General features: G+C 46.8%; 9 protein-coding genes and 1 tRNA gene. 2 read left to right on the forward strand and 8 right to left on the reverse strand.

Features of this window, described 5'->3' with window-relative positions; all coding sequences use genetic code 11:
- Positions 1 to 355: 355 nt before the first annotated feature.
- The 7 genes from IJ369_RS04925 to IJ369_RS04955 all read right to left on the reverse strand — a co-directional run bounded on the left by IJ369_RS04925 (position 356) and on the right by IJ369_RS04955 (position 9,592).
- Complete coding sequence (locus IJ369_RS04925; RefSeq protein ID WP_290716690.1) at positions 356 to 1,093, reverse strand: NAD-dependent protein deacylase; 738 nt, start codon at positions 1,091 to 1,093, stop codon at positions 356 to 358.
- A 46-nt stretch (positions 1,094 to 1,139) separates the two neighbouring features.
- Entirely contained in the window at positions 1,140 to 2,453 is a 1,314-nt protein-coding gene (locus IJ369_RS04930) for a hemolysin family protein (protein ID WP_290716692.1), read from the reverse strand.
- Positions 2,454 to 2,717: 264 nt separating this feature from the next.
- Positions 2,718 to 3,302 carry a manganese efflux pump MntP gene (locus tag IJ369_RS04935; protein ID WP_290716695.1) on the reverse strand — a complete coding sequence of 195 codons (585 nt, stop codon included), beginning with the start codon at positions 3,300 to 3,302 and terminating at the stop codon, positions 2,718 to 2,720.
- 247 nt (positions 3,303 to 3,549) lie between these two features.
- On the reverse strand, positions 3,550 to 4,728 hold the full coding sequence (locus IJ369_RS04940) for a pyridoxal phosphate-dependent aminotransferase (protein WP_290716698.1): 1,179 nt from the start codon (positions 4,726 to 4,728) through the stop codon (positions 3,550 to 3,552).
- A 32-nt stretch (positions 4,729 to 4,760) separates the two neighbouring features.
- Positions 4,761 to 5,756, reverse strand: coding sequence for an AIR synthase family protein (locus tag IJ369_RS04945; RefSeq protein ID WP_290716701.1), 996 nt, complete (start codon positions 5,754 to 5,756; stop codon positions 4,761 to 4,763).
- A 70-nt stretch (positions 5,757 to 5,826) separates the two neighbouring features.
- Complete coding sequence (locus tag IJ369_RS04950; protein ID WP_290716702.1) at positions 5,827 to 7,377, reverse strand: VanW family protein; 1,551 nt, start codon at positions 7,375 to 7,377, stop codon at positions 5,827 to 5,829.
- Positions 7,378 to 7,732: 355 nt separating this feature from the next.
- Positions 7,733 to 9,592, reverse strand: a complete 1,860-nt coding sequence (locus IJ369_RS04955; protein ID WP_290716704.1) for an ATP-dependent helicase — start codon at positions 9,590 to 9,592, stop codon at positions 7,733 to 7,735.
- A 241-nt stretch (positions 9,593 to 9,833) separates the two neighbouring features.
- On the opposite strand from IJ369_RS04955, the gene IJ369_RS04960 reads away from it, so the two are divergent.
- Together IJ369_RS04960 and IJ369_RS04965 are read left to right on the forward strand one after the other, a co-directional pair.
- Positions 9,834 to 11,138, forward strand: coding sequence for a glycosyltransferase family 4 protein (locus IJ369_RS04960; RefSeq protein WP_290716705.1), 1,305 nt, complete (start codon positions 9,834 to 9,836; stop codon positions 11,136 to 11,138).
- A 109-nt stretch (positions 11,139 to 11,247) separates the two neighbouring features.
- A tRNA-Arg gene (locus tag IJ369_RS04965) sits at positions 11,248 to 11,321 on the forward strand.
- Positions 11,322 to 11,500: 179 nt separating this feature from the next.
- On the opposite strand, the gene IJ369_RS04970 is transcribed toward IJ369_RS04965, so the two are convergent.
- Positions 11,501 to 11,734, reverse strand: a 234-nt coding sequence (locus tag IJ369_RS04970) for an alanine:cation symporter family protein (RefSeq protein ID WP_290716708.1), incomplete at its 5' end; no start/stop codon positions are given.

Here is an 11,734-nt window from a genome sequence, read left to right on the forward strand (position 1 = left end):
CTTATATTAAAGTTTAAATCGTGGCCAGATCATTTTCTGGCTAATTGTGTTCCGGTTTTGCTAAACCGGTAAAATAGTCTCAGTACTTTGCTTCGCAAAGCCGCTTACGCGGGTGGGGCATCTTCCCCACTACCTTATTTAGCATTCGTTTCCGTTTGCTTGAATTGACTATGGGTTGTGTGTTCATTGTACGCTATTCTATTTTCAAAGTTCACAGCACTTCCGCAGTGCAAGGATTATTTTAGCAAAGGTAGACCATATTGTCAAGCATAATTTTCAACTTTTTTGAAAAAATTTTCAAAGTCTGAAAAAGCCTTGAAAATCAAGGCTTTTCCGACAGTTTATTTTTTGAAATTCAGTCATCTAATACAACTTTTTTGAAAACTTCGCCAATATTTTCTGCAATCACCAGTGCTGCTTTATTATCATAAGGTGTTGTAGATTTATTTACCAATACCAGTTTATTTCCCCTGTAATAATTCAGGAGCCCTGCTGCGGGATAAACATTCAGGCTGGTGCCACCAACGATGAGCAGGTCGGCTTTACTGATATAATCTACGGATTGATACATCGTATCCCCGTCCAAACCTTCTTCATACAGCACCACATCAGGACGAACGATACCGCCGCAGGCATCGCAGCGTGTAATGCCATCATCGGCTGTTACATAATCCAGATCGAATTTCTTGCCACATTTCAGACAGTAGTTTTTATATAGCGTGCCATGCAGTTCCAGCACATTTTTACTGCCCGCCTTCTGGTGCAGGTCATCGATATTCTGGGTGATGACTGCTTTCAACTTGCCCATTTCCTCCAGCTTCGCCAGTGCCTTATGGCAATCGTTGGGTTTCGCATCGGGATACAACAATGTTTTCTTATAGTATTTGAAAAAAACCTCAGGATTCTGGACAAAGAATGTATGGCTCAGAATCACTTCAGGACGCACACCATATTCATTGATGGCCTGAAAAATGCCACCTTCGCTGCGGAAATCAGGGATGCCGCTTTCCGTAGATACCCCTGCGCCGCCAAAAAAGACGATATTATCACTTTCTTCGATCCATTTTTTCAACAGTTTCCATTTTTCATCCATTCGAACCCCTCCAGTCTTTTGTCGAAAATTCTTTCAGTTTATTTTATCACATATCCTCAGCATTTTCCACAGGAAGAGGCTTTTCGTATTTCACGACTGTATCTATGATACGATGGTTTTCCACCCTCTCCACCTGAATCTTCATGCCATCTGCTTCCAACATGAATTTCACACCGTCATCGGGGATATAACCCAAAGCACCGAAAATATATCCGCCAAAGGTGTCATATTCCTCCACAGGCAAGGAAAGCTCCAGTTCCTCCGCCACATCATCCAAAGAAGCGCTACCCAGTATCTTCCATGTATGTTCAGAAACCACCGTGATTTCCTTTTCATCCTCATAAATATCGCCTACCAGCAGTTCCATCAGGTCATGCATAGTGATGACACCGCTCAGACCGCCGTATTCATCCAGCACCACTGCAAACTGCTTTTTCTCTTTTTTCATATTGCGGAACAAAACATCCGCTTTCATGATTTCAGGTACAAAATAAGGTTTTTCTACCGCATGGGCCATGGCATTTTCTCTGCTCTTATCTTCCAGGCGGAAATAATCCTTCGTATTCAGCACACCAACGATATCATCTGCATCCTCCCCATAAATAGGATAATAGGTAAAACTGCTCTGCAAAATCGTTTCCTTCCATTCCTCAGAAGTCTCTTCCAGACCCAAAGCCGTCACATCCACACGATGGGTGCAGACCTCTTCCACGGAAGTATCATCAAAAGCAAAAACATTTCTGATCCACTGAGTCTCTTCCTCATCGATCGTGCCTTTTTCATTGCCCGCTTCCAGCATCATGTAAATCTCCTCTTCGGAAACTTCTTCTTCCTCGTCCTCAGGGTCAATGCCCATCAACTTCAGGATACCATTGGTGGAAACTGTCAGCAAAGCGACCAACGGAGCAAATGCTTTGGAAACACCCGTCAGCATGCCGCTCATTCCCAGCGCAAGCCCTTCCGCGTTTTTCATACCCACGCGTTTTGGCACCAGCTCCCCAAAAACCAGATTAAAATACGCCAGCACCAGCGTAATGACAAATACTGCAAAGGATTTCAGCACACTTTGGGAAATGCCTACGCCTGCCCCTTTCAGCACATCCACCAGCGCTCCTGCGAAGTTTTCCGCCGCAAAGGCAGACCCCAACAGACCAGCCAGTGTAATTGCCACCTGAATGGTAGATAAAAACTTTGTGGGCTGTTCTGTCAGAGCAACCAGCCTCTTTGCCCGTGCATCTCCATCCCGCGCCATTTTTTGCAGTTTCGTATCATTTATAGAGATCACTGCGATCTCCGCACTGGCAAAAATGGCATTCAGCCCGATCAAAACCACCTGTAATATCAATGGTCCAATAAACATAATTCTTTCTTCCTCTCTTCTTTTTCTAAATCATACTATGTCCAAAAATACGCAAAAAGGCATACCCCAGTCCAAAAGACTGGAGTACGCCCCTCTTCTATTTCACGTCGGCATATAAATTTTCAGAAAAACAAGTTCGGTCACCGTCCTCGTCCATGCCGTTTTTCACACTCCTTCAAAAGCGTCTAAAATAATATGTATGGTATCATCCCATAAAATCCCCATCCCGTCAATGGGATAAATCTTAAGAATTTGTTAAATTCATCAGAACATACCGGTGATAAAGATTTCCAGACCGATGAAGATGAGGATCACACCGCCCAGAATATTAGCCTTCCCCGCCAGCTTTGTGCCGACTTTTTTGCCAATGCCAAGGCCGCAGAAACAAATCACGAATGTCACCGCCGCAATGATGATAGCCGCCAGCAGTGCCATCCAGAAATCATAATCCGCAATGGTAAACCCTACGGACAGGGCATCGATAGATGTGGCAATGCCCTGCACCATCAGCGCCGCAAACCCAACGCCGTGCAGTTCTTCCTCTTCATCGCCGCCTTTGATGCCTTCCTTCAGCATGCTGCCGCCGATATACACCAGCAGGATCAATGCAATCCAGGGAATCAGTTTTTCAAAGGCCTGAAAATAATTCACAATGGTATGGATGCAGATCCACCCCAGCATGGGCATCAGGAACTGAAAAAAAGCAAACACGCCGGCAATGCCGCACATGCGCCCTTTCCTCATCCGGGGCTCATTCAGCCCATTTGCCAAAGATACAGAAAAGGCATCCATCGCCAGCCCCACCCCCAGCAAAACGCTGTTGAAAAAGAACATAAATCCAATCGTCATACAAAACTCCTCCTCACAACTCTCTGCACCTCTCTTTTGCGCAATAAAAAAGGTATGGTGAAAACCATACCTGAATGTATTCCTGATGGACAGACTTCATGCATAGCTTCACAGTTATACATGAGTCTCGCATATTAAAGCAAGCCAGGCTTTGCTGCCAGTATGTTGACTTGCTGCGCAGGGTCCTGCGCTTGCTACTCCCTCATTTGAGAGTATTTTATCATTAAAGCTGCTCCGCGTCAAGCCATCAGATGCAGCCTCTCTTCCGCAAAAATTCTTCAATTTTCGAAATGCAGATCTGCAGCTGTTCCATGCTGTAGGCATAGGAAATACGCACAAAGCCTTCGCCGCTCTCCCCAAAGGCATCCCCGGGCACAACAGCCACACCGCCTTCGAAAAGCAGCCTTTCGCAGAACTGCTGAGAAGTCAGCCCCGTCAGTTTGATGGAAGGAAACACGTAGAATGCCCCTCTGGGCTCGAAGCAGGTCATCCCAAGGCGATTGAATTGCCCCAGCAAATATTTTCTTCTTTCATCATATGCTTCCCGCATAACGGCGATATCGGCATCACAAAGGGCATCATCCCGCAAGGCTTCGATCGCACCATGCTGGCTGGGTGCAGGGGCACACATGATCACATAGGCATGTACCTTTCTCATGGCCTGGATCAACACCGCAGGGCCTGCCGCAAAGCCCAGTCTCCAGCCTGTCATGGAGAAGGATTTGGCAAAGCCATTCAGCACGATGGTTCTTTCCCACATGCCCTCCAAAGCTGCAATGGAAAAATGATTCTTTCCGCCGTAAGTCAGTTCCGCATAGATCTCATCAGAAATAACCAACAAATCATATTTCAGGATCACAGGAACCAGCTTTTCCAGATCCTCTTTTTCCATGATAGCCCCAGTGGGATTATTGGGATAAGGCAGGATCAGCGCCTTTGTTTTGGGCGTGATTGCTGCTTCCAGTTCTTCCGGCTGCAGCTTGAAGTCGTTTTCCGCCTTTGTTTCCACCACTACAGAAACGCCATGCTCCAACGCAACAGCAGGCTTATAAGCCACATAGGAAGGCTCCACCACCAGAATTTCATCTCCCGGCTCTATGATGGTTCTCAGGGCCACATCAATGGCCTCCGAGGCCCCAATGGTACACAAAATCTCCTGGGCAGGGTCATATTTCAACCCGAATCTTCTTTCCATATAATGGGCAATGGCCGCTCGCAATTCCGGCAGACCCATATTCATGGAATATCTGGTCTTACCTTCTTCCAGAGCTTTCATAGCCGCGCGGCGCACCCGTTCCGGCGTTTTAAAATCCGGCTCACCCACGCAAAGGGACAGAGCATCCGGCACCTGAGCCGCAATGTCCGCAAATTTTCGAATACCAGACCATTCCATTTCTTCAATATTCTTCGCGATGAAATTTCGCATCTCACTCAACTCTTTTCTTTTGTATAAAATATTCATTGCAGCTTCGCATCATAGAGCGCATCGCTCTTTGGCTGGTTCAAAGGCAATCTCATGCCATTTACCAGCATATATTTGCCGCCCCCCGTCAGTTTGCCGATCACAGCTGCTTCAATACCTGCTTCCTGCAGTTTTTCCACCAGTTTATCGCCATCATCTGCCGCAATGATCATCGTACCGCTGGAGATCAGTCCCAGATAGTCGATGCCCATAACCTTGCAGATCTTCTTTGTTTCTTCTTTGACAGGAATGTTTTCCACATAAACATCTACGCCCAGACCGGAACACTCCGCCACTTCCCAGACAGCCCCTAAAATGCCGCCCTCTGTGGCATCATGCATAGCAGTTGCGCCATGTTCAAATGCGATCTCAGATTCTTTTCCTACGGAAAGATAATTTTTCATTTCCCGGGCCATTTTCAGCTCTTCTTCGGAAAGATATGCTTTCAGGCCTTCTTCCCATTCCTTGGCAAGGATGGCTGTCCCTTCTGTGCCGGCCCATTTTGTCATGATAACATCCTGCCCCGCCTTTGCGCCTCCGGTGGAAAGGATCTTTCTATCCCTCGTTTTGCCGATCACAGCCGCAGAGATGACAGGCTTACAGACCGCATCCGTCACTTCTGTATGGCCGCCCAGGATCTCGATATTGCGTTCCTCCGCCGCTTTGATGGCTCCTGTCATCATTTCCTCCAGCAAGGCTTCATCGCTTTCAGGCGGCAATAAAACTGTCAGCAGAACGCCCATAGGCTCTGCCCCTGCGGAATAGATATCATTACAGTTGATCTGGACTGCCAGATAGCCGATATCCTTTGCAGCCCCCGTGATAGGGTCTGTAGAAAGGATACAGAATTCTCCCCCCAGATCAATGGCAGAGCAATCCTCCCCTGTGGTAGGGCGCAGGATGACATCGTCCCGCTTCACTTTGCTGCCCTTCATAGGCTTCATTACGATTTTCTCCAGAATCTCAGGAGGTATTTTCCCGATCTCAAACATCGTTTTTCATCCTTTCCTTTGCAAAAAGCCCCTGTCTCCCGACAGAGGCTTTCTCGTTTCATCTTTTCAATTACTGGATACCAAATCCGGAATCCTCTACCCATGCAGGTGTCTGAGGAACTACTGCGGGTGTCGTTGTTGCAGCCTCCGCCTCTTTCTTCTTTGTACCCACTTTCACTTCATCCGCCGCTGCGCGGTAGGAAGAACTGCTGAACCATTCATTGCTGATCTGTTTACCGCCTTCATATACTTTTTTGCGTACACTTACCTTACAGCCGGTTCTGCCTTTGGAAGTTACTACTCTTTCGCCTTCCAGCATTTCAGGATCTTCCGTTACGATCTCTGCAGGCTTCGCGATGGTTGCCTCATAAACCGTTTCAAATTCCACTTTTCTGCTGGAGCTATGTACTTCATAACCATAGATATTCATTACCAGCTTGCCGCCGCTGGCGTAAGCTTCGATCATGATAGGATATTCTGTATTGTTTCTGAATTTCAGATCTTTATATGTGCCCGCTACAGCAGCATCTCTGCCCAAAGGAACATAGCCAACTGTCATGGAGTGAGGAGAACGTTCCACGATCTCCAGCTCTGCCAGAATAGCTGCGTTGTACAACGTAGAAGTTACCTGGCATACGCCGCCGGCCATGCCCTGTTCCACCTTACCATTCACATAAACGCCTGCGTTTTTATAGCCGCCTGCGGCCGTCTGGCTGCCCAGGTTCGCATTGGCAGAAAATACTTCGCCGGGCGCAACAACTGTGCCATCAATATAATTACAGCCAACAACGAGGTTATTGTTTCTGTTTGCATCACTATTCGTATATGTTGTGTAATATGTACCGATCAGGTCTGTCACATGGGAGTTATCTTCTGCTGTAATTTTAGGTTCCGTTACTTCTGCCACGATGGCTGCCTTACCGCTCATGCGTGTTTCCATAACTGCCGCTACATTTTCAGCAGTTTTTTCCTTGTCCATTACAAGACCTTCCTGTTCATCAGAAACAACAAATTTACCATTTTTTCTGATAACAGTACTGTCTACCGCTTCCTGGTCGAATTCTTCTGCTACTTCTGTCAGTTTTGTATCCAGCATTTCTTCATTATAACTATAAACCAGTTCAATATCCACGCCATCCTTCAGCAGTGTAGAACCGACGTCGAAACGCTCTTCTTCTGTGCCTTCGCGGCCCGTCAGGTAGGCCTGCTTTACAGCACCCTCTACATCATAGCCTGCACCGATGTCCTCAAAGGGGATCTCCCATTTCTGTTCCTCTTCCCCTTCGCCATAATACAGTGTCAGGATCTGCCCAATGACCTCTGCTTTATATTTATCCTGCAGCTTTGCAATGGCTTCTTCTTCGCTCAGTCCCGCCACATCTTCTCCATTGATGGTAACGCCCTGATAGATGCCTTCCGCCGCCAGCAGATCGTTTACTTTACCCTTATGTACCTGGCTATAGCCAAAAACAGCTACGACTGCGATCAAAACTACAGCCACAGCAATGATCAAAGGCTTTTTATTTTTGCCGCCGTCATTCTTTTTCTGGTGCTGCTGATGATTCTGTCGCTGATTCTGATGATTTCTCTGCTGTCTCGGTCTATTCCTTTCCTGTTCCACTTTTCTCGCCCCCTTGCGCTCTTTTCTGCCCCTTCCAGAAGCAATTTTTCTGCAAATTCCGACCATTTCTGTCAAAAAACACAGTTTCATTTATCATAACGAAGTCTCTCGCAAAATACAAGTCTAATTCACCGAAAAATCCTTACATTTTTGTTACGATTTCAGGCTATAATTTCCAATATATGGAAACCCTTACCTATTTAAATGCGAAAATCAATAAATACCATAACTCAGAAAAGGGGCAATCAGGCTCAGCACCATTGCCGCCGCCAAAATAATGGCGATCGCCGCAGATATCCTCTTTTTCATTTTATATTTATCATTGGGTTTCATTTTTTCTTCCTTCTTTCCCATTTTATTTTTTTGAAAAAAATGCTTCAGCATCCAGCCCCATTTCCGCCAGAAAACGGGAAGGCTTCGTTTCTTTTTCATATCGATGCTTCATGGCGGAAAGGCAAAGCTTTTCACCCGCCCTTGTCATTGCCACATAAAACAAACGACGTTCCTCTTCGATCTCTTCCATTCCCTTCTCATGGGGCACCACGCCCTCTACCAGAGAAGGCAGGAACACTGATCGAAATTCCAGCCCCTTTGCGCCATGCATGGTCATCAGGGCAACGCCATTTCGCTTCTGCCCCTTCTTATGCGTCTGCTCCTTCATCTGACGGCTCATCTCCTCCAGCCGTTCCCGAAACATCTTCACATCGGCGCAGTCCTTTGCCGTTTCCATGATCTCATCGGCAATCTCACACAAAACCTGGGCGCTGGTTCTTCTATATGTCGCAAATTCCTCCAGATATTCATCATAGCCAATGACTTTCCGCACATATTTCAGCCCCTCATAAGGAGATCTCTTCCTCACATGGCTCAGGTCGATCCGCAAATTATCCAGATGCTCTTCCTGCCACTTTTTCAGGGAAGGGCAAACGAAAAAACTCCGCATCAGGTTATAGGGCATGGTCTCCGCTTCCGCCAGCAGGTCTTTGCCTATGTATCGCTTCGGTTTATTTAAAATACGCCGCAAGGCGCTATCTGATTCCTCATTCTCCGCCAGAAGCAGATAAGCCAGCAGATCCTTTGCCACCCAGTGCTCATATACATTGCCATTACTGTCCCGCAGGTCATAAGGGATGCCTCGTTTATATAATTCCCTCGCAAAAGTACCGCCCTGCAGGTTCGTCCGATAAATTACGGCAATCTCCGTCAGGGGCATGCCCTCATCCAGCAATTTGCCGATCTTCTCACCGATACATTCCGCTTCCTTTGCTGTATCCTCTGCCAGAAAGAATGTCACTTTCTCCCCTTCCTCGCCGGTGCCCTTCATATTTTTCACAAATCGGGTATCATTGTTTCCAATGACCCGTTCCGCCAGGGAAATGACCCGCTCCGTAGAGCGATAATTGGTATTCAGGGTCACTTTTTTTGCAGCCGGATAAAGTGTCGGGAAATGCAGCAGAAAATCAGGTCTGGCCCCGCGAAAGGCATAAATACTCTGGTCGTCATCCCCAACCACGAAAAGATTCTGGTGTTTTTCCGCCAGAATACGCAGACATTCAAACTGGGCTTTATTCACATCCTGAAACTCATCCACCAGAATGAATTTATATTTTCTCTGCCAGTATGTCCGCACCTCTTCATCTTCGCTCAAAAGCTGATAACACAGGGTCAGCATATCATCGAAATCCATTTTTTCATGACGTTCTTTGTATCGTTCATATGTATGAAACAGCTTACGAAATTCTACCGGCGGCATCCCCGTTGGTTCAAAAACATTCACACTTTCCAGTTCACTATTCATCAGAGAAAGCTGACTAAAAAATACGGAAACATATTCCTCAATATCCGGCACATCCCATTTCGCCTCTTCTACAATATTTCTGAGGATATTCCGTCTTTCCTCTTCCTGAAAAACTCTTTCCACACCCCAGCCATATCTGCTCCGCAAGATACGGAAAAACATACTATGGAAAGTGCCAAAGGAAACGCCGTCAGGGCCATTGGCTTTTCCAAATCGCTCTTTCATTTCATCCGCCGCCGCTTTGGAGAAGGTCAGCGCCAGGATCTCTCCGGGTCTTGCCAGTTTCCTTTCCAGCAAACGCAAAATGCGGCACAGCAAAACCGTCGTCTTTCCGCTGCCAGGCCCCGCCAGCACCAGCATCGGCCCTGTTTCATGGCAAACCGCTTCTTTCTGGGCTGTATTCAGTTTCTTCTCCATGGCATCTTCTCCTTTCTCCTATGCTCTAATAAATAAGTATAACACAATTTATAGACAGAAAGCAAAAAAGTCGCATTTCGTCTTTTCTTAAGAAAATCTTACCAAAATCCTAACAGGTTCTTTGTTGTAATATCACCCAAATCATATTAAAATATAGTTTGGGTATACATAATCCAAACTCAAAATCTATCCTAATGGAAGGCGCTCCCATCGATTTTGGAGCAGCCACAGGAGGTTCCTTATGAATATTGGTATCTTTTCCGACACTTATTTCCCACAGCTGAACGGCGTGGCAACATCGATCCGAACCCTCACCCATGCTTTGCGTGAAAGAGGCCATAACGTATATGTCTTCACCCCTTCTGATCCCCGCTGTGAAGGGCAGCCTGAGGAAGAAGGTATTTTCCGCCTGCCCAGCGTCCCTGTTTATTTCGTAAGAGATTATCGCGCAGGCTACATTTTTCCGCCCCATATCCTGAAAAACATCTCTAATTTGAATCTGGATATCATCCATACCCAGACAGAGTTTCCTCTGGGCTTCCTGGGCAAGCTGGTTTCCACTACCCAAGGCATCCCCATGGTGCATACATATCATACGATGTATGAAGATTACGTTCATTATATTGGCGGCGGTCATATCATCTCCAAGGAAATGGCAAGGGATTTCAGCAGCAGTTTCTGCAATGCAGCCATGGGCGTCATCGCTCCCACCCGCAAAACAGAGCAGCTTCTCAGCAGCTACGGTGTAACAAAGCCCATTTCCATCATCCCTACAGGCATCGATACCTCTCATTTCCGCAAAGAAAACTTTGACCCTGCGGAAATTTTAGAACTGCGTAAATCTCTGGGACTGGAAGCAGATACGCCTGTCATTATTTCCATTGGTCGTATTGCCAAGGAAAAGAGCATCGATGTCGTTATTTCCGCCCTGCCCAAACTCATCGAAAAACTGCCCGCTGTGAAAATGGTTATCGTCGGCGAAGGCAACGAGATCGAAAACCTGGGTAAATTCGCTGAATCTATCGGCGTTGGCGACCATGTCATGTTCACCGGCGGCAAGCCCTGGGATGAAATCGGCAAGTATTATCAGTTGGGGAATGTGTTCTGCAGCGCTTCTGTTTCTGAGACTCAGGGGCTCACTTTTGCAGAAGCCATGGCCGGCGGCATCCCTGTCGTAGCAAAAAAAGATGAATGTATCGAAAACATTATCACCAATAACGAAACCGGCATGCTCTTTGAATCCAATGAAGATCTGCCCGAACTCCTCTATCGCGTTCTGACAGATGAAGCGCTTTCTTCCCGTCTTTCTGCAGCTTCCATGCAGGCCATGGATCGCCTTTCCGTAGAAGCCTTTGCAGACAGCGTGGAACAGCTTTATCAACGCATACTGGAAAGCGGCGAACGCCCTGTGCGTATCGCAGCTCCTGCCATTCCTCTGGTCATCGGCGCAAAGGCTGCCAAAGGCATCACAAAGATCCCTCTGAAACTGGTGCGCACTTCCCGCAGGAAAGCAGCTGCACTCCTTTCCACAACAAAAGATAAATAAGGATCCGGCGAAGCTGAGCTACGGCTTCGCCATTTTTTAAATCTTTTCAAAAAAGTGCTTGACAAAATAACGTCGATGATGTATGATAGTTCCTGTGCCAAATGAATATGTGAGTGTAGCTCAGCTGGATAGAGCGTCTGACTACGGATCAGAAGGCCGCGTGTTCGAATCATGTCACTCACAGACGAAAGCGTATATCTGAAGATATGCGCTTTTCTTTTTTTCATCAAACCATGAAAAAAGCCGCAGATATCGATATCTGCGGCTTTTCCATTATACTTTTCCATTATAAAAAATTAAGGGCGGCATAAATGCCGCCCTTTTTATCGTGGGTAAAATTGAACGAATCTCTTCGAGATGAATTATTTGTCCAGCTGAGGAGCAACGTCGTCCATCCATTTCATCAGACCGCCCATTTCTGCGTCTTTGTCCCAAACATATTTCTTTGTTTCGGAAGCAACTACGCCGGACAGACCCAGCAGAGCAACCAGGTTAGGGATGATCATACATGCGTTCAGCATATCGGCTACGTTCCATACTACTTCCAGAGCAGCTACGCAACCAACGAATACTACCAGTGTCCAAGCCAGACGGTA

Source organism: Anaerotignum sp., assembly GCF_017483025.1.
Lineage (GTDB): Bacteria > Bacillota > Clostridia > Lachnospirales > Anaerotignaceae > Anaerotignum_A.